Source organism: Mesorhizobium sp. M1E.F.Ca.ET.045.02.1.1, assembly GCF_003952485.1.
Taxonomy (GTDB): Bacteria; Pseudomonadota; Alphaproteobacteria; order Rhizobiales; family Rhizobiaceae; genus Mesorhizobium.
This window is the reverse complement of record NZ_CP034447.1, coordinates 2,698,950-2,722,279: the sequence shown is the minus strand read 5'-3', so window position 1 is coordinate 2,722,279 and position 23,330 is coordinate 2,698,950. Positions and strand designations below refer to the sequence as shown.

Here is a 23,330-nt window from a genome sequence, read left to right as displayed (position 1 = left end):
CTCCGCCGTTCGAATGCCGGAAAATGGACCTGGATCAGCTGTTTGCGTCGGCGACTGCCGGTTCGCTGGTGTCGCCTGCCGGCTCACTGGCGACGCTCCCGCCCGGCGCGGCATTTGCTTCTTCGGCAGCAGCGACGACCGTGTCGTTGCCGTTGTCGGTCGCGTTGCCGTCGTCGGCGGGGCTATCCGACTGGTCGGCATTGCCCTGTTCGGGATTGCCGCGTCCGCGGCGCGGACGCCGCTGCCGACGCCCGCCGCCATTGTCGGCGCCGGCTTCGTTACGCTCGGCCTGGGCGGCAAGACCCGCCGGCGAGAAACTGTCGAACAGCGGGGCCGGCTCGGCCGGCAAGCCGGCTTCCGTGGAAGTCTCCGCCTGTGCCTGGGTCTCATTGCGGCGGTTCTGGTCGAACTGCTGGCCGCCATGTTCACCGCGCTGGCCCTCGCCACGCTGGCCCCCATCACGCTGGCCCCCATCACGCTGGCCATTGTCGCCTCGCTGGCCGTACTGGCCATAGCCGCCATTGCGGCGGTCGCGGTGCCTGTCGCGGCCGTTGTTGTCGCGCCGGTTGTTGTCGCGGCCGTTTTCCTGGTTGAAACCAGGCTCGGCCGGCGTGCCTTCGATCACCGGCTGCGGCCCGGAGCCGTTCGCCGCGGCCTGCGCCTCGCCGGCATTGGCATTGCCGGCGGTGTCGAACTCGTCGCGATCCTCGTCGACGTCATAGTCGAAGTCGTCACGGTTCTGCTGGGCGTTCTGGATCGGCATCTGCGCCTGGGCGGCGGCAATGATGCGATTGTAGTGTTCGGCGTGTTGGAGATAGTTCTCCGCCATCACCCGGTCGCCGGAGCTTTGCGCGTCACGGGCAAGTGCGGCGTATTTTTCGGCGATCTGCTGAGCCGATCCGCGGATCTTCACGTCCGGGCCGTTGCTCTCGTAGTTGCGCGTTAGGGGATTAGGGCCCTTGCGGTTTTGGTTGCCACCGCCGCCATTGTTGTTGCGACCGCGCATGCGCCTGTTCTGCTGTTGTGGCCTCATTCGACTCTCTTCATGTGAATTTTTCTAAAACTCTTCGCGAACGGTGGCGCTCATGCAGCCGACCGTTTCGTTTTTTCACCGGCGTTCGCCCGCATCGATTGCGTTGGCGCCACGTGCCATCCTGTTCCGGTTACATCACTTGCCGGACGATTCCCGCACGAAGCATGGGCGTCGTTTGCACAAGGAGGCAGCTATTTCCAAGGAAAACCGAATCGCTAAGAGCACTGCCTGCTTCGTCTCATCCGGTCAAGCGGGAACCTAGCTGCATTCCCTAATATTGCCAAGCGTTTTTTCGCACTGCATCAGGGGTTTCAACGCTCAAACACCAGAACCCTGTCGTTTCCGCCGAGATCGCGCCGCGCTTCCGTCAGCCTGTAGCCGGCTGCGGCGAAGATCGAAGTGACCTCGCTTTGCTGCGTATGGCCGATTTCGACCGCTACCTTGCCCTGTGCTTCCAGAAACCCTTCCGCCTCTCCGGCGATGATTCTGTAAGGAACCAGACCGTCCACACCACCATCCAGGGCCCGGCGTGGATCGAAATCGCGGACCTCGTCCTGCAGATTTCCAATGTCTCGACTGGGTATATAGGGAGGGTTCGCGGCAATTAAATGGTATCGGCCCGAAACTTTTTCGAACCAGTTGGAATGCAAGGCTTTGAAGCGCCCGGCTAACCCCAGATCCTCGGCGTTTCGGGTGGCGGTCGCCAGTGCGCCGGCGGAGATATCGACGCCCGTCGCGGTCGCGGTCGGAACGGCGCTGAGCAGTGCCAGCGCAATGGCGCCGGTTCCGGTGCCAAGGTCGAGAATACGGCATCCGCCGAACCTTTCGGCCGTTGCCTTGGCGAAGGGCAAGATGGCGTCGACCAGGGTCTCGGTGTCCGGCCGCGGCTCCAGCGTTTCCGGCGAAAGTGACAACCGCAGGCCATAAAATTCGCGGTAGCCGAGGATGCGATGCACCGGCTCGCCTGCGACGCGACGTCTCAGGGCCGCGTCGATCGTTGCAAGCACCGTTGCATCGACTGGACGACCGGCCTCGGCGATGGCCTGGGCGCGGGTCGTGCCGGAAAAATGCTCGACGATCAGTCTGGAATCGAGGGCCGGATCGGCAATGCCGGCAGCAGCAAGCCGTTCCCTCGCCGCGCGCAGCAGCGGACCTAGAGCTGCTGGCAGCACATCAGCCATCAACGCTCATGTCGGCAAGCAGCTTCGACTGGTGGTCGGCGATCAGCGCGTCGATCACCTCGTCGAGCTCGCCCATCATCACGCGTTCGAGCTTGTAGAGCGTTAGGTTGATGCGGTGGTCGGTGACGCGGCCCTGCGGAAAATTATAGGTGCGGATGCGTTCCGAACGGTCGCCCGAGCCGACCTGCGATTTTCGCGACTCCGAGCGCTCTTCATCTGCGCGGCTGCGCTCCAGGTCGTAGAGTCGCGCCCTGAGAATCTGCATGGCGCGCGCCCGGTTCTGGTGTTGCGACTTCTCCGCCTGCACCACCATGATGCCGGTCGGCAGATGGGTGATGCGCACCGCCGAGTCTGTGGTGTTGACATGCTGGCCGCCGGAGCCCGAAGCACGCATCGTGTCGATGCGGATATCCTCGGGCCTGATCTCGATGTCGACCTCCTCGGCTTCCGGCAGCACCGCTACGGTGGCGGCCGAGGTGTGGATGCGTCCGCCGGCCTCGGTTTCCGGCACGCGCTGCACGCGGTGCACGCCGGATTCGAACTTCAGATGCGCGAACACGCCCTTGCCCGACACAGAGGCGATGATTTCCTTGTAGCCGCCGACTTCGCCTTCGCTGGCCGAAACGACCTCGAAGCGCCAGCCGCGCGAGGCGGCATAGCGCTCATACATGCGAAACAGGTCGCCGGCGAACAGCGCCGCCTCGTCGCCGCCGGTGCCGGCGCGGATTTCGAGGATGGCGTTCCTATCGTCGGCCGCATCCTTGGGCAGAAGCAGGATCTGGATGTCCTTCTGCAACGCCTCGATGCGCTCCTCGACCTGTGGCAGGTCCGCCTCCGCCAGCGCCCGCATTTCGGCGTCGGTGCTCTTGTCGGCGAGCATCGCTTCGAGGTCGGCCTGTTCCTGCTCGGCGGCGCGCAGCGCCCGGATCTTGCCCACCATCTCCTGGATGTCGGCATATTCCGAGGCCATTTTGACATAGGCGTCGGCCGACGGCCCGGCCGACATCTGCGCTTCGAGCATGTCGAAACGCTTGACGACTTGATCCATGCGGTCGCGGGGCAGGTTGATCATGGCAGAATGCTATAGCGGTATGGAGCGGTCGTCGGCAAAGGCCTGCAGCAGCGCCCGCATCGGCGTCCCTTGAGCAGGCGCCATCAGATTGTCCTTGAAGAAGGCCTCCAGCTCCTGCAGCGGCAGCTCGGTCAGCATCGCCTTGACCGGGCCGATCGAGGCCGGCGACATCGAGATCGAGCGGAAGCCTAGGCCGATAAGCGCCATCGCCGAGATCGGTTTGCCGGCCAGCTCGCCGCAAAGCGTCACCGGCGTATGATTGCGGGCGCCGGCATCGGCGATCTGCTTCAGCGCGCGCAGGAACGGCGCCGACAACGTGTCGAAGCGATCGGCAAGCTGCGTGTTGCCGCGATCGACCGCCATGATGAACTGGAACAGGTCGTTGGAGCCGACCGAAACGAAGTCGACCGCCTTCATCAGCTCGTCGAGCTGGAACAGCAGCGAAGGCACCTCCAGCATCGCCCCGAGCTTTAGACTTGTCGGAAGATGATGCGCAAAGCGCGACAGATGCCTTACTTCGCGGTCGATGATCTCGCGCGCCTGCGCGATTTCCGACAGTTCCGTCACCATCGGCAGCATGAGCTTCAGCTCGCGCCCGCCGCAGGCCTTGAGCAGCGCGCGGATCTGGGTCCTGAGCAGGCCGGGGCGGTCCAGGGTGAGCCGGATCGCCCGCCAGCCGAGCGCCGGGTTCTCCTCCTGCACCACGCCCTTGAAATAGGGCAGCACCTTGTCGCCGCCGATATCGATGGTGCGGAAGGTGACCGGCTTGCCGCGCGCGGCGTCGAGCACGTCGCGGTAGAGCCGTTCCTGCGCCTCGGCGCGCGGGAAGGTCGAAGCGACCATGAACTGCAATTCGGTGCGGAACAGGCCGATGCCGGCCGCCCCCGATTCCGAGAGCTGCGGCAGGTCGACCGCCAGGCCCGCATTCATCAGGAGATCGACCGGGACGCCGTCCTTGGTGACCGACGGCTTCTTGCGCAGCTCGCGGTAGACCTCCTGCCGCCGCGCCCGGAAGCGGACCTTTTCGGCATAGGCGGCCTCCAGGTCGGACTGCGGCCGCAGATGGATGGAGCCTTCGTCGCCGTCGACGATGATGGCGTCGCCGTTTTCCGCCATGGAAACGGCGCCTTTGACCTGCCCGGCGACCGGGATCCCCATGGCGCGCGCGACGATGACGACATGGCTGGTCGCCGTGCCGTCCTCCAGCACCAGGCCGCGCAGCTTGTCCCTGGGATAGTCGAGCAGTTCGGCGGCACCCATCGAGCGGGCGACGATGATGGCGTCCTTGGGCAGCGAGGCCGCGACATCCTCCGGCCCGCGTCCCATCAGCTGGCGCAGCAGCCGGTTGGCGAGATCGTCGAAATCGCTCATCCGCTCGCGCAGATAAGGGTCGGTCATGTGGAACATGCGCGCGCGCATGTCGCTCTGCACCTTCTCGACGGCTGCTTCCGCCGTCAGGCCGTTGCGGATCGCCTCCTCCAGACGGCGCACCCAGCCGCGGTCGTTGGCGAACATGCGATAGGCCTCGAGCACCTCGCGGTGCTCGCCCTCGAAAGCGACGTCGCGGCGCTCCAGCATGTCGTCGATGGAAAGCCTCAGCGAGCCGAGCGAGCGGTCGAGGCGGCGCACCTCCTCCTCGCTGTCCTCGTTGAACAGGTTGGTGACGACGATGCGCGGCTCGTGCAGCACGACGTGGCCGAGCCCGACACCCTCGTTGAAGGAAAGGCCGGTGAAGCTCGCAGGACGGCTGAGGTCGAGCTCCAGCCCGGGCCGGGTCAGCCTGGCGAGATCGCCGGTGGCGATCATCTCGGCGATCACCATCGCCGTCGTTTCCAGCGCCTCTATCTCGTCTTCGCGATATTGGCGCATGGTCTTGTTCTGCACCACCAGGACGCCCAGCGTGCGCCCTGCCCTCAGCACCGGAACACCAAGGAAGGAATGGTAGATCTCTTCACCGGTTTCCGGCAGGTAGGCGAAGGCCGGATGTTCCTGAGCGTTGGAGAGGTTGAGCGGCCGTGCACTGGCTGCAATCGTGCCGACCAGGCCTTGGCCGAGCCTCAATTGCGCGAGGTGGACGGCGTTGGGGTTGAGGCCTTCGGTGGCGTAGAGCTCAAGCACCGAGTCGGCGCGCAGCACATAGAGCGAGCACACTTCGGCGACCATGTTGGAGGCGATGTCGCGCACGATGCGGTCGAGCCGCTCCTGCGGCTCCAGCGGCTCCTGCATGAGCTCGCGGAGCCGTTTCAGCAGAACGCGCGGGCCGCCGGCCGTATCACGCATCGCGGCTTCTTCTCCAATGGGCACTTTGCCCGCCGCAGTTTCTCCCGCGGCCGGCACTCACGCAACAACTGACTCAGTTCTTGCTATTGCTTATCGAGCCCGTACACGGAATGCAAAGTACGAACTGCAAGTTCCGTATAGGGACCGTCGATCAGTATCGAGATTTTGATCTCGGACGTCGTGATCGCCCGGATGTTGATCTGCTTGTCGGCCAGCGCCTTGAAGGCGGTGGCGGCGACGCCGGCATGGCTGCGCATGCCGATGCCGATGACCGAGACCTTCGACATGCCGGCTTCCGACTGCACCACGTCGTAGCCGACATCGGCCTTGATGCGTTCGAGCACGGCCAGCGCCTTGTCGACGTCGCCGGAAGGCACGGTGAAGGTCATGTCGGTGAGCTTGCCGTCCTCGGAGATGTTCTGGACGATCATGTCGACATTGATGTTGGCCTCGGCGAGCGGGCCGAAGATGCCGGCGGCAACGCCTGGACGGTCGCCGACGCGGCGCAGCGAAATCTGCGCCTCGTCCTTGGCGTAGGCTATTCCGGTGACGACCTGCTGTTCCACGATCTCTTCCTCGTCGCAAATAAGCGTTCCGGGCGGATTGAGCAAATCCCCCATTCCGGGCGCGTCGGGATCGTCGAAGGACGACCTCACGAAAGTACGCACCCTGTGCACCATGGCAAGCTCAACCGACCGCACCTGCAGCACCTTGGCGCCGAGCGAGGCCATTTCGAGCATTTCCTCGAACGAAATCTTGGCCAGCCTGCGGGCCTTCGGCTCGATGCGCGGGTCGGTCGTGTAGACGCCGTCGACGTCGGTGTAGATGTCGCAGCGGTCGGCCTTGACCGCGGCCGCGATCGCCACGGCACTTGTGTCGGAGCCGCCGCGACCGAGCGTTGCGATGCGGTTGTCGGGGCCGATGCCCTGGAAACCAGCGATGACCGCCACCTGGCCTTCGCCGAAGCGCTTGATCAGGAACGCGCCGTCGATATCGAGGATGCGCGCCGCGCCATGGGCGTTGTCGGTCTTGATCGGGATCTGCCAGCCCTGCCAGGAACGGGCGTGGACGCCCATGTTCTGCAGCGTGATCGCCAACAGGCCGGCGGTGACCTGCTCGCCGGAAGCGACGACGGCATCATATTCGCGCGCGTCGTGCATGGGCGAGGCCTCGCGCGTCCAGGCGACCAGCTCGTTGGTCTTGCCGGCCATGGCCGAAACCACGACGGCGACCTCATGGCCCGCATCGACCTCGCGTTTGACATGACGCGCCACATTGCGGATGCGGGCGATGTCGGCGACCGAGGTTCCGCCGAATTTCATCACGATGCGCGCCATGGAAGCGAGATGCCTTTGACTGGAGCCGGCTTGAGGCCGGAGCGGAAAGAAGCGCCCGGCAAGGCCGGGCCGCGGAAATCGCGGCCTCCTTAGCCAAAACATCAAGGCTTCGCAAGCGAGGGCGCAGGAGAAGAGCCTTTGGCCGGTTCCTGAGGTCTCCTGACAGATTCCCACGCCACTATGCGATAAGGGTGACGAAATCGCAGGGAGGAATTCATGACCGAGACGCTGGAAATCGTCAGCTTCCGTCTCAAGCCGGAGGCTGCGGCCGACTTTGTCGCCCAAAATGGCGTCGTCACCGACTGGCTCGCGCGCCAGCCCGGCTTTATCAGCCGTCATCTCGGCGAGCGCGAGGACGGAAGCTGGGTCGACGTCGTGCGCTGGCGGAGCCTCGAACAGGCCCAGGCGGCGGCGCAGCGGATCATGACCGAGATCGGCGATTGCGAGGCGATGCAGGCGATCGAGCCGGCAAGCGTCATTATGAGCCATGCCGCGGTCGTCCTGTCGACGCCGACCAGTGTTTAAGCGCGCTCGGCGCATGCGATGGCTTTCCACAGACCTGGATAGTCGACAACGAAGCCGGACGACGAAACCTCCAGCACCTGGTGGTAGCCGAATTTCGGCGCGGCATAGGCATAGCGGGTATCGTCGAGGCGGCTATAGGTCTGGTCGAGGCGTTCAAGCCTCAGCTCGGGAAAGGCCAGATAGGCCGCCGGAGCGGGCGTCGAAATGCCGGGCCTCAGGCCAAGGCGCCGGATCGGCAGGAGATTCGACGCCGGCGTGAAACCAAGGTCGAGGTCGACAAGATCGGCCACTTGCGTCTGCCTTTTGCCGTTGAGCGTCCAACCGCTGTCATCAAGCCTGTCGAACTGATAGTGGAGTGCGTCGCCGCCGAGAAATCCTGCAACGCGCGCGGCGCGGGCCCGCCATCCGGCATCGCAGTCGATCTCATAGGAAAGCCCGCACGGTGCGCCTTCCTGTATGAACACGGCCTGCCCTTTCAGGTTCCAGCCGTCGCCGGTCTTGGCAAGCAGGCAGCCGTCGTGCCCTTCCTGGTCGAGCCGGCGCCAGAGGATCGAGGCCTGCATGTTTCACTCCCTTCCAAGAACGATGCCTTTCCTTCGCCCGCGAAGCAGCCCTGTTTCATCGCGGGACTTATCAAGCTGCCACGTGCTGACAAGATGGGCGCGGTATCGGCAAAGCGCTGCCGCCGACCTTCTCCCTGGCAGCAGCCGAAAAAACCTGCCTTGACATTCCCTCCCCCACGCCCGACTTCCTAGCGTTCGAGGAGACCCGCCCATGCCTGAGCCCCGCCGATCGACCATCGATACCGGAGAAGTCGAGCGCTTCTCCGCCCTTGCCGCAGAATGGTGGAACCCGAACGGCAAGTTCCGGCCGCTGCACAAGTTCAACCCGGTGCGGCTTGCCTATATCCGCGACCAGGTGGCGAGCCGCTTCGGCCGCGACCCGCGCGCGGCCAGGCCTTTCGAGGGCCTGCGTTTCCTCGACATCGGCTGCGGCGGCGGGCTTTTGTGCGAACCGATGGCGCGGCTCGGCGCCGAGGTGGTCGGCGCCGACGCCTCCGCCACCAACATCGAAGTGGCGAAACTGCATGCGGCCGAGGCCGGTGTTGGCATCGACTATCGCGCCACCACGGCCGAGGCGCTGGCGGACGCCGGCGAGACCTTCGACGTCATCCTCAACATGGAGGTGGTCGAGCATGTCGCCGACGTCGATCTGTTCGTCGCCAAATGCAGTGAGATGGTCCGGCCCGGCGGCATCATGTTCGTCGCCACCATCAACCGCACGCTGAAGGCGCTTGGCCTTGCCATCATCGGCGCCGAATATGTGCTGCGCTGGCTGCCGCGCGGCACTCACCAGTTCGGCAAGCTGGTGCGGCCCGAGGAGTTGGCAAAGGCGCTCGGCGCGGCTGGGCTCTCGGTCATCGACCGCACCGGCGTGATCTATCATCCGCTGGCCGACCGCTGGCAGAGGTCCAAGGACATGGACGTCAACTACATGGTGCTGGCCGAGAAGGCTTCGGTCTGATCGGCCTGCACGACGGCGTTCGTCTTCACGCCGGCTGAGCCTGCGCCCTCGCGCTGGTCTGGTTTTGTGCTTTCGTCGTGATGAAAACGCCGGCCGTGATGATGGCCGCACCCAGCCAGGTCAGCAGCTGATAGTGCTCGCCAAGGAAGATCGTGCCGGCAAACAGCCCGACCGCTGCCGCCACATAGCCGATCTGGCTGAGATAGACCGGTCCGCCGACCGCCTGCAGCCGGAAGAAGAAGGCGAACATCGCCGACGCCGACGCCACCTGTCCGGCGGCCACCAGCGGCACGCCGCCGAGCGGAGCGAACGCCTGCCAGCCGAATAGCGTCAGGATGCCGATGAGAAGCAAGGTCGCCGCCGCGAGATGACTGCCCACGGCGAGTTCGATCGGACCGGTTGATTCCGGCCAGTCGACGGTGCGGTAGATGTTGCCGGCGGCCAGGCTGACGGGGATCAGCAGCCCGATCGCCACCCAGAAATAGTCCGCCGGCTGGCCAGCCTCGCCTCGCGTGAGCGCAACCATCACCGCGCCGATGAAGCCGACGGCGATGCCGACGACGCCGAGCAGGTTGGGCCTCCTGACGCCGAGCAGGATCGAAAAGACCAGCGTGATGACCGGCGAGAGCGTGAACATGATGCCCGTGTATCCGGCGCCGAGATGCGGAATGGCCGAGAACATCAAAAGATTGGGAAAGGCATAGGACACAGCCGCCGTGACGAAGAAATAGCGGAGCTTGCGCGCCGTCAGCCGGATGCGCTGGCCAAGCAGCAGAAGTGCTACCAGCAAAACGCCGCCGGCGCCGAATGAGATGACGAAAGCCCAGACCATGGCCGGCACGCCGGCAGTTGTCGCGAGCTTGCCGAAAGGCAGAGTCATGCCGAGCAATCCGCCGGTGACGAGCAGAAGGCCGAGTGCCGAATCCCAGAGAAGTTTCTTCATTAGACGGCTCCGTGCTTCGATCGGCGCTTGGCCGCTTGTCCATCTTAAGATAAGATAGCGCAAAGATTCTTAACGTCAAGATACTTTGCGGTGAGGCACATGGACCGTGCGGCGAGGGCGATCGAGCAGTGGAAGCGCGAACGACCGGATCTCGACGTCTCGCCGATGGCCGTGATCGGGCGGTTGAGCGAAGCCGCATCGTTGATCTCGCGGGACCGGCTGGCGCCGCTCTTCGCCCGCTTCGGACTGCAGCAAGGCGAATTCGACGTGCTGGCGACGCTTCGTCGCTCAGGCACGCCTTACGCCCTGACACCGACCGAGCTCTATGAAGCGACGATGGTGACGTCAGGCGCCATGACTGCCCGCCTCGACCGGCTGGAAAAGGCCGGCCTGATCCAGCGCGCGCCGCATCCCAGCGACCGGCGCGGGGTTGTTGTCCAGCTCACCGCCAAAGGCCTCGAGCTCATCGATGAGGCGCTTGCCGCCCATGTCGCCAACGAGCACCGGACCCTCGCCGGCCTGACGCGCGAAGACCGGGAGGCATTGGCAAAATTGCTGGAAAAGCTGATCGGAAGTCTGAGCCAGACAGCCGGCTAGTTCCGGTCCTCCGGAAAGCTCGGGATCGGCATGAACTCGACGCCGTCTTCGGCGAGGCTTTGCGCCTCCTCCGTCGTCGCCTCGCCATAGATGCCGCGCGGATCGGTTTCGCCGAAATGGATCTTGCGCGCTTCCTCGGCAAACTTGTCGCCGACATAGTCGGCATTCTCGCGCACTTTGTCGGCCAGCGCCTTGAGTTGCGCCAGCGCCTGCTTCTGCGCCTCGCCCATGGCTAAAGCCACCTTTTCTTGGCTGCGCGAGGTGGAAACGGCCGGCGCCATCAGCGCCTTCTGAACCTTGTGCGAACCGCAGGCCGGGCAATCGACCAAGCCGCGCTTCTTCTGCGTGTCGAAGTCGTCGTTGCTGCGGAACCAGGCTTCGAACTCGTGCTCGTGCTCACAGATAAGCGAAAAGCGGATCAAGAGGCTGCACCCCTGAGGCGCGGCGCCTCGCCCTCGCCGGCATTGACGGTGAAATCGCGCGCATTCCGGAGGTTGGGTATCTTGCGGCGCGCGGCGAGCGACTGCGCCGGATCAATCTCGGCGACGATCACGCCTGGCTCGTCATGCGCGGCCTCGGCGATGACGCGGCCCCATGGATCGACGATCAGCGAATGGCCATAGGTCTCGCGGCCGTCCTCGTGCAGGCCGCCTTGCGCGGCGGCGACGACATAGGCGCCATTCTCGATCGCTCGCGCTCTCAGGAGCACATGCCAGTGCGCCTCGCCGGTCTGGCGGGTGAAGGCGGCAGGCACCGAAAGCACCTCCGCTCTTGCCAGCGCCTCGGCGCGGAAAAGCTGCGGGAAACGCAGATCATAGCAGACGGCGAAGCCCAGCCTGACCCCTTCGATATCGGTCACCACCGCTTCCGTTCCAGGCTCATAGGAGGCGGATTCGCGCCAGCTTTCGCCATTGTCGAGGTCGACATCGAACATGTGGATCTTGTCATAATTGGCGACCGCGGCGCCGTCGGGGGCGAACAGGAACGCGCGATTGGCAAGCTTGCCGTCGGCGCGGCGGATGGCTGTCGAGCCGATATGGAGGTAGATGCCAAGCTCCTTCGCCAGCTTGCCGGCTGTCGAAACGACAATGTCCTTGTCCTCGGTGGTGAAGGCGGCGGCACCCGCTTCCTTGTCGCGCACGAGCGCGCCGGTCATCTCCGGCGTCTGGACATAGGTCGCGCCCTGGTGTGCCGCCTCGCGCACCAGCCTTTCCATGTCGGCAGCATTGCGTTCCGGGCTGGTCCCCGAACGCATCTGCACCGCTGCCGCCTTGAAAACACCCATGATCAAGCCCTCGCTCCGTTGGCAAGCAGCATGTCCAGCCGGCCCTGCGACTCCAGTTCATGGAGGTCGTCGCAGCCGCCGACATGCGTATCGCCGATGAATATCTGCGGAAAGGTGGTTCGCCCATGCGCCCGGGAAATCATTTCCTGGCGCAGTTCCGGCGAGAACGACGCGTCGTGCTCGGTATAGACCACACCCTTGCGCTCGAGCAGCCGCTTGGCGGCGGTGCAATAGCCGCACATCATCCGGGTGTAGATCGTCACGTCGACCATCGGTCAGTCATCCTGCCTGTGCATACCGCCCAGCGGTTGTGTGAAAACGACATGCACCAAAACTACAGCTAAACCCTATATAGTCGCGGACTCATCGGCCCGAAAGTCCCCAGGCAGGACGCGGGCGAAGGTCAGCACGTCGACTGCTCCGGCACCGCCCTTTTTCAGCGCCTTGGCCACCGCCCGCACGGTGGCGCCGGTGGTGAAGACGTCGTCGATGACGAGCACCCTGCGCCCAGCGATGTCGATCTCGGCTTCCGGCGGGACACGAAAAGCGGCGCGCACATTCTCCTCGCGCTCGTGCCGCTCCAGCCCGACCTGCTGGCGGGTAAGCTTGACGCGCCGCACCGCCGCCGGTGAAAAAGGCAGACCGCTCAGCTTCGATACCGCCCGCGCCAACTCCGCCGACTGGTTGAACTGTCTGCGGAAAAAGCGCCGCCAGTGCAGCGGCACCGGCACCACGACGTCGGCTTCGGTGATCAATTCCGCCCCGGCGCGCATCATCCAGCGCGCCATCCACGGCGCGAGATCGGTGCGATCCTGGTATTTCAGTCCTTGCACCATCTGGCGCGCGACACCTGAATAGACGACCGCCGCCCGCGCCCGCTCGAAAGGCGGCGGATCGGCGATCGCCTCGGCGGAGAGAAAACCCTCGCCCATGTCATGGATAAAGGGCGTACCCATCACCGGACACCAGGGCTTCTCCAGCAACCGGAGTTTCGGCCAGCAGGCGCCGCACAGCACGCCGGGCTGCGAAACGTGGCGGCGGCAGCCGGCGCAGACCGGCGGAAACAACATGCGCGCCGGCCAACCGAGCGCCTGCCGCGCCGTATCCTTGATCGCAATGGTCTTGATCTTGTGCACCGGATCGGCCACGTGAAGTGAAACCCCACGCCACCATAGCATCGGTCCGCCATGCGCGGGCAATAGGAATAGCCCATTGCAGTCCTTGATCGATACGGAGCTTTGGCTTGCACACAAGCGCCGGGCACTCGCTCGTCCCGTCGAAGGCGCCGATTTCCTGATGCGGCGGGCGGCGGAGGACCTTGCAGACCGGCTGGGCGCCGTTGAGCGAAGGTTCGGCAAGGCGGCGGCGCTGTTCTGCCAGACATCGGCCGCGACCAAAGTGCTCGCCGGCAGCGGCAAGGTGGCCGACATCGTTCGCGTGGAGACGGACCAAGCCTTCCTTGCCGGCGAAACTGGTGTCGTCGTCCCGGCGGAAACCGTGCCGTTCGAAGCCGAAAGCCTCGATCTCGTCGTCTCGCTGCTGTCGCTGCACGCGATGAACGACATCCCCGGCGTGCTCGCGCAGATTCGTCGCGCGTTGCGGCCCGACGGGCTGTTCCTTGGCGCATTGGCCGGTGCAGGCACGCTTGCGGAGCTGCGCGAAAGCCTGCTTGCCGCCGAGACCGAGCTTCATGGCGGCGCGAGCCCTCGCGTTCTTCCGTTCACCGATGTGCGCGACGCCGGCGCATTGCTGCAGCGTGCAGGCCTGGCGCTGCCGGTCGCCGACGTCGAGACGGTCACGGCGCGCTACTCCTCGCTGTTCGGCCTTGCCGCCGATCTGCGCGCCATGGGCGAGACCAGCCCGCTGTTCGATCGCAGCCGGCGACCCGCCACCAGGCGGCTGTTCGCCCGTGCCGCCGAAATTTATGCCGAACGGTTTTCAGACCCGGACGGCCGCATCCGGGCGAGCTTTTCGATCGTGTGGATGTCCGGCTGGGCGCCCGACGCCTCGCAGCAGAAGCCGCTCAAACCCGGCTCGGCCAAGGTCTCGCTGAAGACGATCCTGGAGAAGCCGACGGGGCATTGACCGATCGGCCCCGCGGTCCGGAGCAATTCCAGGAAAAGCGTGTACCGGTTTCCGTCGGAAATTTCGTAAAAACAAATAGTTAGAGCGGTTCAGCGATCCCGCCAACGCCGGACCGCTAATGCGGTCAGTGCTGGGCAAAGGCGTTGGCAAGCCTGCTGTTGTTGTCGCTGAACAACCACTGGATCGCATCCGCGGCCTTGCCGACGCCGCCGATGATGACGAGCGACAGCACGGTGACGATGAGACCGTATTCGATGGCCGTGGCGCCCGATTCATCTTTCGCGAATTGCTGCAGCAGGTTTTTCATGGTCGTCGATCCCTCTTGTGGGGAACCATAGGGCCTACCCGTTAAGAAAGGTTAACGGCAAAAGCTTAACGGGGGGTGAAACAGCCACTTCTCGCTGAATTTATTAACCAATTAGCAGTCGCCATGGCGACTGCCGTCGTTGCGGATCACGCAGATGGAACTTGGCAGCGGCTGCAGCACGCTTCGCCGCAGTGTGTAGGTGTCGCGGCGGCCGATCGAGCCGGTGCTGGTCATGTCGAGCCCGCTGGCCAGGCCGCCACGCGCGCTCTGCGACCGCGTCTGGCTGTCGAGGAAAGGCGTCGCGATCAGCGCCAGCGCCACTGCAGCCGATCCGAAAAGCAACGTGATCCGCAAAATGCCCATGCCGGCATCGGCGGCGCGGAAAGTACGATCGGGCCGGATCGAGTCCCAGTCTCTCTCGAGGCTCATGGAATGGCTCCAAACAAAATCGGGCATGCCGCCGCGCGGACGACTTCGCCTCAATCTTCCATGTCGAGATAAATCTTCCATTAACGCTGCCTAAAACAGACGAGGCAAAGGCAGCTCGCGGCTACTCCAGGAAAAGTGCGTAGCCGTCTGGTGGAAACGCCGAACTGCTCTGACGATCACAACAGATCGATGAGAAACTGGATCAGTGGCGCGTCCGCCGGCGGCATCGGATAATCCCGCATCTGCCGTGGCCTCACCCATTTCAGCCCCTGCCCTTCCTTCGGCTGCGCGATGCCGCGGAAACGCCGGCAGACATAAAGCGGCATCAGCAGGTGGAAATCGTCATAGCTGTGGCTGGCGAAGGTGAGCGGCGCGAGGCAGGGTATCTCGGTCTCGATGCCGAGCTCTTCATGCAGCTCGCGGATCAGGCACTCTTCCGGAGTCTCGCCGGGCTCGACCTTGCCGCCTGGAAACTCCCAAAGGCCCGCGAGTTGCTTGCCTTCGGGGCGCTGCGCCAGAAGCACGCGCCGGTCGGCGTCGACCAGCGCGCAGGCCGCGACGAGGAGCAGGCGCTTTCCGGCTGGCTTGATCTCGCTCATGCGCCCGGCGGCCGACGATAGTGGTAGCGGTAGACTTCCTCGAAGCCGAGCGACCGGTAGAGCGACAGCGCCGGGACATTGCCGGCTTCCACCTGCAGCCAGGCTTCGCGCGCGCCGCGCAGCCGCGCCCATTTCAGCGCCGACAGGATGAGGTTGCGGCCATGACCCTTGTTGCGAGCCGACTTCTCGGTGGCGACCTCGAACAGCCCGGCGAGATCGCCGTCATGGACACAGATCAGCGTCGCGAGCGGCTCGTTGCCGTCTTCGAGCGCAAACAGCCCCGCTTCGGGCTGGATGGCGCCGATGACCTCCGACAGGCCGGGCCGCAGCGAGACATCCGAGCTGCTCGTCCTGATCGCCGCGCCGATGAAGCGGCTGATGTCCTTCAGCGGAATCTGGTCCATCGCGGCGTCGAGCTCAGCCTCCTTGAGCGGCAGCCGCATCACCAGCGACTCGTCGAACCGGCTCCAGCCCGCCTCGTCGAGATGCTTCGACAGCACCGGCCCCGAAAGCGGCGACATGCGAAAGGTCAGCGGCCGGCCGTAGGCGTCGAAACGGCGGCTGGCGCGCATGATCCGCTCGGCAATGTGCTGGGTGTCGCCCGGATCGAGCGGGTTGACCGAATTCAGACGCTTTGCCGGATGGCCGGCCGTCAGCCGCACCACCCATGTCCCGTCATAATGGACGGCCGCCGCCGGCCAAGCGCGAAAACCCGCCGCCTCGTAGCGGCGCACGATCGCAAGCACGCTTGCCGGATGCCTCGACACCGGCGCCATCAGCTCCGGTAGTCGCCATTGATGGCGACATATTCCTTGGTGAGGTCGCAGGTCCACACCGTCGCCTTGCCGCGGCCGATGCCGATATCGGCGCGGATGCGGATATCGTCCCGCTTCATATAAGCCGAGGTCGCTTCCTCGGAGTAAGCCGGATCACGCTCGCCCTCATGCGCCAGCCGGTTGTCGCCGAACCAGATCGACAGCCGGTCGCGGTCGGCCGGCTCGCCGGCCTTGCCGACGGCCATGACGACGCGACCCCAATTGGCGTCCTCGCCGGCGACCGCCGTCTTGACCAGCGGCGAGTTGGCGATCGAGAGCGCGATGCGCTTGGCCGAGCGGGCGGACTTGGCGCCGGTGACGGTGACCTCGACCTGCTTGCGCGCACCCTCGCCGTCGCGCACCACTTGCAGCGCCAGCGACTTCAGCACCTTGCCGAGCGCGCGGCGGAAGGCGCCGAGCCGCGCATCCTTCGGATCGCTGATCGCCGGGGCGCCGCGCGCGGCTGCCTTGCCGGTTGCAAAGAAAAGCAGCGTGTCGCTGGTCGAAGTGTCGCTGTCGACGGTGACGGCGTTGAAGGTCTTGGCCGTGCCGCGCGACAACAGGTCCTGCAGCACGGGCGCGGCGATCGGCGCGTCGGTGGCGATGAAGGAGAGCATCGTCGCCATGTCGGGCGCGATCATGCCGGCGCCCTTGGCGATGCCGTTGATGGTCACGTCGGCGTCGCCGAGCTTCACGGTCTGCGTCGCCACCTTCGGATAGGTGTCCGTGGTCATGATGGCCTTGGCCGCGTCGGTCCACAGGTCCGGCTTGCCATCCTTCACCAGGGCGGCAAGCAGGTGGCTGAATTTGTTGGTGTCAAGCGGTTCGCCGATGACGCCGGTCGAGGCCAGGAACACCTCGCTCTCGGCACATCCTGCCGCCTTTGCCGCCGCCTCGCCGGTCAGCGCGGTTGAAGCCTTGCCCTTCCTGCCGGTGAAGGCGTTCGCGTTGCCGGAATTGACCACCAGCACCCGCGCCTTGCCGGCGGCAAGGTTCTGGCGGCAGTAGTCGACCGGCGCCGACGGGCATTTCGAGCGCGTGAAGACGCCGGCGACGGCCGTGCCCGCATCGAAGACCATGGCAAGCAGGTCGGTGCGATTCCGATATTTGATCCCGGCCTCGGCGGTCGCGATGCGCACGCCCTCGATGACCGGCATCTTGGGATATTTCTTCGGTGCGAGCGGCGAAATCGTAGCGGACATCGGGACCCCGGAGCGGCAATAACGCGAAAAGAACGCCGGTTTGCCCGATACGGCGCCACGGCGCAAGGGCGTTTTGATGGCCCTCGCAAGGTGTCGGGCGTGGCCGGCGTGGATGGACCCACACGATCGGTCGGAGCGCTCAGGAATGCCCGCTCAGGAACGCAATGATCCGCTCGGCCGTCTCGGCCGGGAATTGATCGACGAAGAAATGCCCGCCAGGCAGTGACGCTTCGGTCATGTCGGCAGCCCGCTTGCGCCATTCGGCGGGGATATTGAACAACGAGGCCATCGTTCCCGACGAGCCGTAGAATACGAGCGTCGGGCAGAGGACCTTGCGGCCGATGTCGGCGGCATCGTGTTCGAGGTCGATGCTGGCTGCCGCCCGATAGTCGGAGCAGGAACCGTGGATCATCCCGGGGTCATGCCAAGCCCGCCGGTACTCGGCGATCATCTCGGGATCGAAACTCGAAATGCTGGTCGCGCCCCAGCCGACTAGGCATGTTTCGTAAAAGAAGTCCGGATCGTTGCCTATGAGGCGCTCGGGCAACGGCTCCGGCTGCGACAGGAAATACCAGTGCCAGTAGGCGCCAGCGACATGCCTGTTCGTGTCCGTGAACATGGCATAGGTCGGCACGATATCCATGACGGTGAGCGACAGGACCGCTTCCGGATGGTCGAGCGCCATCCTGTGTCCGGTCCGTCCGCCCCTGTCGTGGCCGACCACATGGAACCGGTCGAATCCGAGTTGGCGCATCAGGCCGACCTGGTCGTTCGCCATCGCGCGAAAGCTGTAGTTCGACCGATCGGGCAGGCATTTCGGCTTCGAGGAATCGCCATAACCGCGCAGGTCGGCGCAAACGACCGTGAAACGATCCGCGAGCAAGGGGGCGACCCGAGCCCACATCGCCCGGCATTGCGGAAATCCGTGCAGCAAAAGCACCGGCGGCCCGGAACCGCCAACCTCGCAGGCGATGTCCATCCCGTCAATGGTGAAGGCCTTGCGTGCGAAACCTTCAAACATGATCCGCTTGCTCCGCGCTGGCAGCGGCCTTGGCCGCCTCATCGGCAGCCGAGTTATTTCGGAATTTGCCGCTCCGATCCATCCCTACATTCGTTGCAGCGTGTCGCGCCGGCGGCGATCAGATCGGTTCCAGCGCCTACTCGCCCGGCCGGCCTGCGCGCACATTGATGAAACCGCCAAACGCCCTCTGCACGCCGGGGATCAGTCCCCAGATCATGATCGAGACCATCAGCGGCGCGATGACCAGCGTGCGCTGCCAGATGAACCAATCCTCGGTGAGCGGGAACACCACGTAGAGAATGGCGGTGATCAGCGGATAGACGCCGGCAAGAACCAGAAGGGCAAAGCGGGGACGCGAGAAGCGGGTGGGCTGGGTCATCGATCTCTCCTATCGTTACGAAACGTTCCGTTATATAAAACGGACCGTTTCGTTTCGTCAAGAGGTCGTGTATGAGGATGCAGCAATTCATGGATAAGACAGGTCGAATGGCTGAAGAGGCTGGCTCGGGACGCAAATCGATCGGCGCGCGGCGAAACCCGGAAAGCGCCGGCGCCATTCTCGACGCCGCCGAGGCAGTGCTGGTCGAAGCCGGCTATGCCGGTTTCTCCATCGAGGCCGTGGCGCGGCGGGCGCGCGCCGGCAAGCCCACGATCTACCGCTGGTGGCCGAGCAAGGCGGCTCTGCTGCTCGACGTCTACCAGCGGGGCAAGCGCGTCGACAATCCGGACACCGGAAAGCTGGAGGACGATCTCGTTGGTTTCCTGAAGAGCCTGTTCTCGCACTGGCGCGAAACCTCGTCCGGCAGCGTGTTCAGATCGCTGATCGCCGAGGCCCAGTCCGATGAAGGCGCGGCAGCAGCGCTTGCAGACTATGCGAGAGGGCGCCGCGCCCATACCGGCCAGATGGTCGAGCGCGCCAAGGCGAGGGGCGAAGTTGCGGCCGATATCGACCCGACGCTCGTTGCCGACCTCATGGCCTCCTATGCCTGGACGCATCTCCTGACCAATCGCCTCGACGAAGACGACGCGGCCATACGCAAGGCAGTCCGCTATGTGATGCACGGCATTGCCGTGCGTATCCGCTGAAACAAAAGGGCGCGACGAACAACAGTTCGCCGCGCCCTTTTGCGGAGTCTCTTGCGCTTACTTGCCGTTCTCCATCGCGTCGACCGCGGCCTTCAGCTTCTCGTCGGGGATCTCGACCTTGGCGGCTCCGCGCAATTCCTTGACCATGGCGAAGTATTTGTCGCGGATCACGGCCTGCCTGGCCTGGTCCTTGACGTCGTCGAAGGCCGGCGGCTGCTTGGCGCGCTTGTCCTCGACCTTGATGACATGCCAGCCGAACTGCGACTGCACCGGCTCCTTCGAGTATTTGCCGACCTCCAGGGCAGAGGCCGCCTTGTCGAACTCAGGCACCATCTGCCCGGGACCGAACCAGCCGAGGTCGCCGCCATTCGATTTACCGCTTGGGTCGCTGGTGTGCTCGTTGGCGAGTTTTTGGAAATCGGCACCGCCGTCGAGCTGCTTGATGATCGCCTCGGCCTCTTCCTTGGTCTTCACGAGGATGTGACGGGCGTGGATTTCATTGACCGGCGGCGTGTTGGCGATTTCCTGGTCATAGCGGGCGCGGACTTCGGCGTCCGTCACCTTGTTGACGACCTCCTTCTCGACCACCTCGCCGTGCAGGGCGCGCTGCTGCAGGAACGCCATGCGGCGCTGGAAATCGGCATCCTTGTCGAGACCGCTGTCGACCGCCTTCTTGGCCATGACGCGGATTTCGATGGCAGCCGAAAGGGCGGCGGCGCGGCGCTGTTCCGGCGGCAGCTGCTGGAACTGCTGCGACAGCTCGCCTTCGGCGAGCGCAAGATCGGCCTCGGTCAGCTTCTCGCCGTTGATGGTGGCGACGACGGCGTTCGGGTCGACCGGCGCAGCGGCGGGAGCCGCGGCATCCGGCTGGGCGGGCTTGGTTTCCTGCGCCATCAGCGGCGACAGTGAAAGAGCCGAGAGCCCGAAGGCCAGGCCAAGGCTGGCGAGCGACGCGCGGCGGAACAGCAGGGACATCAAGATAAACTCCAATGGGGATTGCCAATAAGGATGGCTTGAGCGGAAAGGTTCCAGATCAGTCCGATTGTGGCGGAATTTGGCGCTGCCCGGAGGGCTAACGCGGCGTTGACATCGATTGAGCCCCCTCTTATCTGTCCAACGACTTGGCGTCCAGAACCGTTTTCCGGGCGCTTTTTGCGTTTGTCCGCATTCACGCGGATTTGATAGGCCCGCCAGGCGCCTGTCGCAAACGGCTAAAATTGCTATCGAAAGGACCATTGGATGGTCAGTCTCGGCGGTCTCGCCCGTAAGGTTTTCGGCTCCTCCAACGACCGCCGAGTCAAGGCGACCAGGCCCCGGGTCGAGGCCATCAACGCCATGGAAAACGAGATGCGGGCGCTGTCCGATGCCGAGCTTGCGGGCCGCACGGAAAAATTCCGCCAGGATCTCGCCAACGGCGCGTCGCTCGACGACCTGCTGATACCGGCTTTCGCCACCGTGCGCGAAGCGGCCCGCCGCGTTCTGAGCATGCGTCCCTTCGACGTGCAATTGATCGGCGGCATGGTGCTGCACAATGGCGGCATCGCCGAAATGCGCACCGGCGAGGGCAAGACGCTGGTCGCCACCTTGCCGGTCTATCTCAATGCGCTTGCCGGCAAAGGCGTCCATGTCGTCACCGTCAACGACTATCTGGCCAAGCGCGACGCGGAATGGATGGGCCGCATCTACAAGTTCCTCGGCCTCACCGTCGGCATCATCGTTCACGGCCTCTCCGACGACGAGCGCCGCGAGGCCTACGCCTCCGACGTCACCTATGCCACCAACAACGAGCTCGGCTTCGACTATCTGCGCGACAATATGAAGTACGAGCGCTCGCAGATGGTGCAGCGCGGCCATGCCTACGCCATCGTCGACGAGGTCGATTCCATCCTGGTCGACGAAGCGCGCACGCCGCTGATCATTTCCGGTCCGCTCGAGGACCGCTCGGAAATGTACAACACCATCGACGCCTTCATGCTGAGGCTCGGCCCCCCCGACTACGAGGTCGACGAGAAGCAGAAGACCACGATCTTCACCGAGGACGGCACCGAAAGGCTGGAAAACATGCTGCGCGACGCCGGCCTGCTGAAGGGCGAGTCGCTCTATGACGTCGAGAACGTCGCCATCGTCCACCATGTCAACAATGCGCTGAAGGCGCACCTTTTGTTCCAGAAAGACAGGGACTACATCGTGCGCAACGGCGAGATCGTCATCATCGACGAGTTCACCGGCCGCATGATGCCTGGCCGCCGTTATTCGGAAGGCCTGCACCAGGCGCTGGAGGCCAAGGAACACGTGGCGATCCAGCCGGAGAACCAGACGCTCGCCTCCGTCACCTTCCAAAACTATTTCCGCCTCTACAAGAAGCTCGCCGGCATGACCGGCACGGCGCTGACCGAGGCCGAGGAATTCGCTAACATCTACAATCTCGAAGTCACCGAGATCCCGACCAACCTGCCGGTCGTCCGCAAGGACGAGGACGACGAGGTCTATCGGACGGTGGACGAGAAGTACAAGGCGATCGTCAAGGAGATCAAGGAAGCGCGCGACAAGGGCCAGCCGATCCTAGTCGGCACCACCTCGATCGAGAAATCCGAGCAGCTGGCCGAACGCCTGCGCAAGGACGGTTTCAAGAATTTCGAGGTGCTGAACGCCCGCCACCACGAGCGGGAGGCGGCCATCGTCGCCCAGGCCGGCAAGCCCGGCGCCATCACCATCGCCACCAACATGGCCGGCCGTGGCACCGACATCCAGCTTGGCGGCAACGCCGACATGCGCATTGCCGAGGAATTGGCCGACATGCCGGCCGGGCCGGAACGCGAGGCACGTGAAAAGCAGATCCGCGACGACGTCGCGCAGTTGAAGGAAAAGGCGCTGGCCGCCGGCGGCCTCTACGTTTTGGCCACCGAGCGCCATGAATCGCGCCGCATCGACAACCAGCTCCGCGGCCGCTCCGGCCGCCAGGGCGATCCGGGCCGCTCGAAATTCTTCCTGTCGCTGCAGGACGACCTGATGCGCATCTTCGGCTCCGAGCGCATGGACGGCATGCTGCAGAAGCTCGGTCTCAAGGAAGACGAGGCGATCATCCACCCGTGGATCAACAAGGCGCTGGAAAAGGCGCAGAAGAAGGTCGAGGCGCGCAACTTCGACATCCGCAAGAACCTCTTGAAATATGACGACGTCTCCAACGATCAGCGCAAGGCGGTGTTCCAGCGACGCATCGAGTTGATGGACGGCGAAGGTCTGTCCGAGACGGTCACCGAGATGCGCGAGGGCGTCATCGAGGAAATCGTCGCCAAGAACATCCCCGAAAACGCCTATGCCGAGCAGTGGAACGTTGCCGGCCTGAAGGAGGAAGTGGCGCAATTCCTGAACCTCGACCTGCCGGTCGAAGAGTGGGTCAAGGAAGAGGGCATCGCCGAGGACGACATCCGCGAACGCATCGCGGCGGCTGCCGATGCAGCCGCGAAGGAACGCGCCGACCGCTTCGGCCCCGACGTGATGAGCTATGTCGAGCGCTCGGTGGTGCTGCAGACGCTCGACCACCTGTGGCGCGAGCACATCGTCAATCTCGACCATCTGCGCTCGGTCGTCGGCTTCCGCGGCTATGCCCAGCGCGACCCGCTGCAGGAGTACAAGGGCGAGGCCTTCGAACTGTTTCAGGCCATGCTCGGCAACCTGGAACAGGCCGTCACCGCGCAGCTGATGCGCGTCGAGTTGGTCCGCCAGGCGGCGGACGCTCCCCCGCCTGAGGCGCCCGACATGTTCGGCAGCCATATCGACGGCACCACCGGCGAGGACGACTTCCAGGGCGGCGAGACCGCGCTTCTGGTCCGCCAGGATCACAACACGATCGTCGCGCCGGAGAATCGCGATCCGAAGAACCCGGCGACCTGGGGCAAGATCGGCCGCAACGAGGCCTGCCCCTGCGGCTCCGGCAAGAAATACAAGCACTGCCACGGCGCCTTCGCCTGATCCTCTCTTCCTTCTCCCCGTTTTTACGGGGAGAAGG

General features: G+C 64.6%; 25 protein-coding genes. 6 read left to right on the top strand and 19 right to left on the bottom strand.

Features of this window, described 5'->3' with window-relative positions:
* Positions 1–34: 34 nt before the first annotated feature.
* From EJ070_RS13240 to EJ070_RS13220, 5 genes are all read right to left on the bottom strand, one after another.
* Entirely contained in the window at positions 35–1,033 is a 999-nt protein-coding gene (locus EJ070_RS13240) for a DUF4167 domain-containing protein (protein WP_126091766.1), read from the bottom strand.
* Positions 1,034–1,344: 311 nt separating this feature from the next.
* Positions 1,345–2,214, bottom strand: coding sequence for a peptide chain release factor N(5)-glutamine methyltransferase (gene prmC, locus EJ070_RS13235; RefSeq protein WP_126091765.1), 870 nt, complete (start codon positions 2,212–2,214; stop codon positions 1,345–1,347).
* Positions 2,207–3,286 (bottom strand): peptide chain release factor 1, encoded by a 1,080-nt coding sequence (gene prfA / locus EJ070_RS13230; RefSeq protein WP_126091764.1) that lies wholly within the window; start codon positions 3,284–3,286, stop codon positions 2,207–2,209. The genes prmC and prfA overlap by 8 nt, the downstream gene beginning before the upstream one ends.
* 9 nt (positions 3,287–3,295) lie before the next feature.
* A complete protein-coding gene (gene ptsP, locus EJ070_RS13225) occupies positions 3,296–5,566 on the bottom strand; it encodes a phosphoenolpyruvate--protein phosphotransferase (protein ID WP_126091763.1) in 2,271 nt (756 codons plus the stop codon).
* Positions 5,567–5,649: 83 nt separating this feature from the next.
* A complete protein-coding gene (locus EJ070_RS13220; RefSeq protein WP_126091762.1) occupies positions 5,650–6,903 on the bottom strand; it encodes an aspartate kinase in 1,254 nt (417 codons plus the stop codon).
* A 216-nt stretch (positions 6,904–7,119) separates the two neighbouring features.
* On the opposite strand from EJ070_RS13220, the gene EJ070_RS13215 reads away from it, so the two are divergent.
* Complete coding sequence (locus tag EJ070_RS13215; protein WP_126091761.1) at positions 7,120–7,428, top strand: antibiotic biosynthesis monooxygenase; 309 nt, start codon at positions 7,120–7,122, stop codon at positions 7,426–7,428.
* Here EJ070_RS13215 and EJ070_RS13210 read toward each other — a convergent pair.
* Complete coding sequence (locus tag EJ070_RS13210; RefSeq protein WP_126091760.1) at positions 7,425–7,991, bottom strand: putative glycolipid-binding domain-containing protein; 567 nt, start codon at positions 7,989–7,991, stop codon at positions 7,425–7,427. The genes EJ070_RS13215 and EJ070_RS13210 overlap by 4 nt on opposite strands.
* 211 nt (positions 7,992–8,202) lie before the next feature.
* Here EJ070_RS13210 and ubiG point away from each other — a divergent pair, with 211 nt between their 5' ends.
* On the top strand, positions 8,203–8,952 hold the full coding sequence (gene ubiG, locus EJ070_RS13205; protein WP_126091759.1) for a bifunctional 2-polyprenyl-6-hydroxyphenol methylase/3-demethylubiquinol 3-O-methyltransferase UbiG: 750 nt from the start codon (positions 8,203–8,205) through the stop codon (positions 8,950–8,952).
* 25 nt (positions 8,953–8,977) lie between these two features.
* Here the strand turns inward: ubiG and EJ070_RS13200 are convergent, their stop codons facing one another.
* On the bottom strand, positions 8,978–9,895 hold the full coding sequence (locus tag EJ070_RS13200) for a DMT family transporter (protein WP_126091758.1): 918 nt from the start codon (positions 9,893–9,895) through the stop codon (positions 8,978–8,980).
* Between the two features lie 99 nt (positions 9,896–9,994).
* Between EJ070_RS13200 and EJ070_RS13195 the strand changes: the two genes are divergently transcribed.
* A complete protein-coding gene (locus tag EJ070_RS13195; protein ID WP_126091757.1) occupies positions 9,995–10,492 on the top strand; it encodes a MarR family transcriptional regulator in 498 nt (165 codons plus the stop codon).
* Here EJ070_RS13195 and EJ070_RS13190 read toward each other — a convergent pair.
* The 4 genes from EJ070_RS13190 to EJ070_RS13175 all read right to left on the bottom strand — a co-directional run bounded on the left by EJ070_RS13190 (position 10,489) and on the right by EJ070_RS13175 (position 12,925).
* Positions 10,489–10,914 (bottom strand): DUF1178 family protein, encoded by a 426-nt coding sequence (locus EJ070_RS13190; RefSeq protein ID WP_126091756.1) that lies wholly within the window; start codon positions 10,912–10,914, stop codon positions 10,489–10,491. The genes EJ070_RS13195 and EJ070_RS13190 overlap by 4 nt on opposite strands.
* Complete coding sequence (locus EJ070_RS13185; protein WP_126091755.1) at positions 10,911–11,777, bottom strand: carbon-nitrogen hydrolase family protein; 867 nt, start codon at positions 11,775–11,777, stop codon at positions 10,911–10,913. Before EJ070_RS13185 ends, EJ070_RS13190 begins: the two co-directional genes overlap by 4 nt.
* A gap of 2 nt (positions 11,778–11,779) precedes the next feature.
* Entirely contained in the window at positions 11,780–12,049 is a 270-nt protein-coding gene (gene grxC, locus EJ070_RS13180; protein WP_126091754.1) for a glutaredoxin 3, read from the bottom strand.
* 75 nt (positions 12,050–12,124) lie between these two features.
* On the bottom strand, positions 12,125–12,925 hold the full coding sequence (locus tag EJ070_RS13175; RefSeq protein WP_126095735.1) for a ComF family protein: 801 nt from the start codon (positions 12,923–12,925) through the stop codon (positions 12,125–12,127).
* A gap of 64 nt (positions 12,926–12,989) precedes the next feature.
* On the opposite strand from EJ070_RS13175, the gene EJ070_RS13170 reads away from it, so the two are divergent.
* Complete coding sequence (locus EJ070_RS13170) at positions 12,990–13,862, top strand: methyltransferase domain-containing protein (RefSeq protein WP_126091753.1); 873 nt, start codon at positions 12,990–12,992, stop codon at positions 13,860–13,862.
* 124 nt (positions 13,863–13,986) lie between these two features.
* On the opposite strand, the gene EJ070_RS13165 is transcribed toward EJ070_RS13170, so the two are convergent.
* From EJ070_RS13165 to EJ070_RS13135, 7 genes are all read right to left on the bottom strand, one after another.
* Positions 13,987–14,169, bottom strand: a complete 183-nt coding sequence (locus tag EJ070_RS13165; RefSeq protein WP_126091752.1) for a Flp family type IVb pilin — start codon at positions 14,167–14,169, stop codon at positions 13,987–13,989.
* Between the two features lie 111 nt (positions 14,170–14,280).
* Complete coding sequence (locus tag EJ070_RS13160) at positions 14,281–14,598, bottom strand: hypothetical protein (protein ID WP_126091751.1); 318 nt, start codon at positions 14,596–14,598, stop codon at positions 14,281–14,283.
* A 176-nt stretch (positions 14,599–14,774) separates the two neighbouring features.
* Positions 14,775–15,197, bottom strand: coding sequence for a (deoxy)nucleoside triphosphate pyrophosphohydrolase (locus EJ070_RS13155; RefSeq protein WP_126091750.1), 423 nt, complete (start codon positions 15,195–15,197; stop codon positions 14,775–14,777).
* Complete coding sequence (locus tag EJ070_RS13150; protein ID WP_189350517.1) at positions 15,194–15,973, bottom strand: GNAT family N-acetyltransferase; 780 nt, start codon at positions 15,971–15,973, stop codon at positions 15,194–15,196. Before EJ070_RS13150 ends, EJ070_RS13155 begins: the two co-directional genes overlap by 4 nt.
* Positions 15,973–17,214 (bottom strand): bifunctional glutamate N-acetyltransferase/amino-acid acetyltransferase ArgJ, encoded by a 1,242-nt coding sequence (gene argJ, locus EJ070_RS13145; RefSeq protein WP_126091749.1) that lies wholly within the window; start codon positions 17,212–17,214, stop codon positions 15,973–15,975. Before argJ ends, EJ070_RS13150 begins: the two co-directional genes overlap by 1 nt.
* A gap of 139 nt (positions 17,215–17,353) precedes the next feature.
* Complete coding sequence (locus tag EJ070_RS13140) at positions 17,354–18,235, bottom strand: alpha/beta hydrolase (RefSeq protein ID WP_126091748.1); 882 nt, start codon at positions 18,233–18,235, stop codon at positions 17,354–17,356.
* A gap of 136 nt (positions 18,236–18,371) precedes the next feature.
* Complete coding sequence (locus tag EJ070_RS13135; protein WP_126091747.1) at positions 18,372–18,614, bottom strand: hypothetical protein; 243 nt, start codon at positions 18,612–18,614, stop codon at positions 18,372–18,374.
* 107 nt (positions 18,615–18,721) lie between these two features.
* On the opposite strand from EJ070_RS13135, the gene EJ070_RS13130 reads away from it, so the two are divergent.
* Positions 18,722–19,321: a TetR/AcrR family transcriptional regulator gene (locus tag EJ070_RS13130; RefSeq protein ID WP_126091746.1), complete on the top strand. Its 600-nt coding sequence runs from the start codon at positions 18,722–18,724 to the stop codon at positions 19,319–19,321.
* Between the two features lie 57 nt (positions 19,322–19,378).
* Here the strand turns inward: EJ070_RS13130 and EJ070_RS13125 are convergent, their stop codons facing one another.
* Entirely contained in the window at positions 19,379–20,296 is a 918-nt protein-coding gene (locus tag EJ070_RS13125; RefSeq protein ID WP_126091745.1) for a peptidylprolyl isomerase, read from the bottom strand.
* 264 nt (positions 20,297–20,560) lie between these two features.
* Between EJ070_RS13125 and secA the strand changes: the two genes are divergently transcribed.
* Positions 20,561–23,293, top strand: coding sequence for a preprotein translocase subunit SecA (gene secA / locus EJ070_RS13120; RefSeq protein WP_126091744.1), 2,733 nt, complete (start codon positions 20,561–20,563; stop codon positions 23,291–23,293).
* Positions 23,294–23,330: the final 37 nt, after the last annotated feature.

What these genes read in the sequence shown, in the direction of transcription:
- EJ070_RS13240 (WP_126091766.1), bottom strand. Translation starts at nt 1,033, where the DNA reads ATGAGGCCACAACAGCAGAACAGGCGCATGCGCGGTCGCAACAACAAT.
- prmC (WP_126091765.1), bottom strand. Translation starts at nt 2,214, where the DNA reads ATGGCTGATGTGCTGCCAGCAGCTCTAGGTCCGCTGCTGCGCGCGGCG.
- prfA (WP_126091764.1), bottom strand. Translation starts at nt 3,286, where the DNA reads ATGATCAACCTGCCCCGCGACCGCATGGATCAAGTCGTCAAGCGTTTC.
- ptsP (WP_126091763.1), bottom strand. Translation starts at nt 5,566, where the DNA reads ATGCGTGATACGGCCGGCGGCCCGCGCGTTCTGCTGAAACGGCTCCGC.
- EJ070_RS13220 (WP_126091762.1), bottom strand. Translation starts at nt 6,903, where the DNA reads ATGGCGCGCATCGTGATGAAATTCGGCGGAACCTCGGTCGCCGACATC.
- EJ070_RS13215 (WP_126091761.1), top strand. Translation starts at nt 7,120, where the DNA reads ATGACCGAGACGCTGGAAATCGTCAGCTTCCGTCTCAAGCCGGAGGCT.
- EJ070_RS13210 (WP_126091760.1), bottom strand. Translation starts at nt 7,991, where the DNA reads ATGCAGGCCTCGATCCTCTGGCGCCGGCTCGACCAGGAAGGGCACGAC.
- ubiG (WP_126091759.1), top strand. Translation starts at nt 8,203, where the DNA reads ATGCCTGAGCCCCGCCGATCGACCATCGATACCGGAGAAGTCGAGCGC.
- EJ070_RS13200 (WP_126091758.1), bottom strand. Translation starts at nt 9,895, where the DNA reads ATGAAGAAACTTCTCTGGGATTCGGCACTCGGCCTTCTGCTCGTCACC.
- EJ070_RS13195 (WP_126091757.1), top strand. Translation starts at nt 9,995, where the DNA reads ATGGACCGTGCGGCGAGGGCGATCGAGCAGTGGAAGCGCGAACGACCG.
- EJ070_RS13185 (WP_126091755.1), bottom strand. Translation starts at nt 11,777, where the DNA reads ATGGGTGTTTTCAAGGCGGCAGCGGTGCAGATGCGTTCGGGGACCAGC.
- grxC (WP_126091754.1), bottom strand. Translation starts at nt 12,049, where the DNA reads ATGGTCGACGTGACGATCTACACCCGGATGATGTGCGGCTATTGCACC.
- EJ070_RS13165 (WP_126091752.1), bottom strand. Translation starts at nt 14,169, where the DNA reads ATGAAAAACCTGCTGCAGCAATTCGCGAAAGATGAATCGGGCGCCACG.
- EJ070_RS13160 (WP_126091751.1), bottom strand. Translation starts at nt 14,598, where the DNA reads ATGAGCCTCGAGAGAGACTGGGACTCGATCCGGCCCGATCGTACTTTC.
- EJ070_RS13155 (WP_126091750.1), bottom strand. Translation starts at nt 15,197, where the DNA reads ATGAGCGAGATCAAGCCAGCCGGAAAGCGCCTGCTCCTCGTCGCGGCC.
- EJ070_RS13150 (WP_189350517.1), bottom strand. Translation starts at nt 15,973, where the DNA reads ATGGCGCCGGTGTCGAGGCATCCGGCAAGCGTGCTTGCGATCGTGCGC.
- argJ (WP_126091749.1), bottom strand. Translation starts at nt 17,214, where the DNA reads ATGTCCGCTACGATTTCGCCGCTCGCACCGAAGAAATATCCCAAGATG.
- EJ070_RS13140 (WP_126091748.1), bottom strand. Translation starts at nt 18,235, where the DNA reads ATGTTTGAAGGTTTCGCACGCAAGGCCTTCACCATTGACGGGATGGAC.
- EJ070_RS13135 (WP_126091747.1), bottom strand. Translation starts at nt 18,614, where the DNA reads ATGACCCAGCCCACCCGCTTCTCGCGTCCCCGCTTTGCCCTTCTGGTT.
- EJ070_RS13130 (WP_126091746.1), top strand. Translation starts at nt 18,722, where the DNA reads ATGGCTGAAGAGGCTGGCTCGGGACGCAAATCGATCGGCGCGCGGCGA.
- EJ070_RS13125 (WP_126091745.1), bottom strand. Translation starts at nt 20,296, where the DNA reads ATGTCCCTGCTGTTCCGCCGCGCGTCGCTCGCCAGCCTTGGCCTGGCC.
- secA (WP_126091744.1), top strand. Translation starts at nt 20,561, where the DNA reads ATGGTCAGTCTCGGCGGTCTCGCCCGTAAGGTTTTCGGCTCCTCCAAC.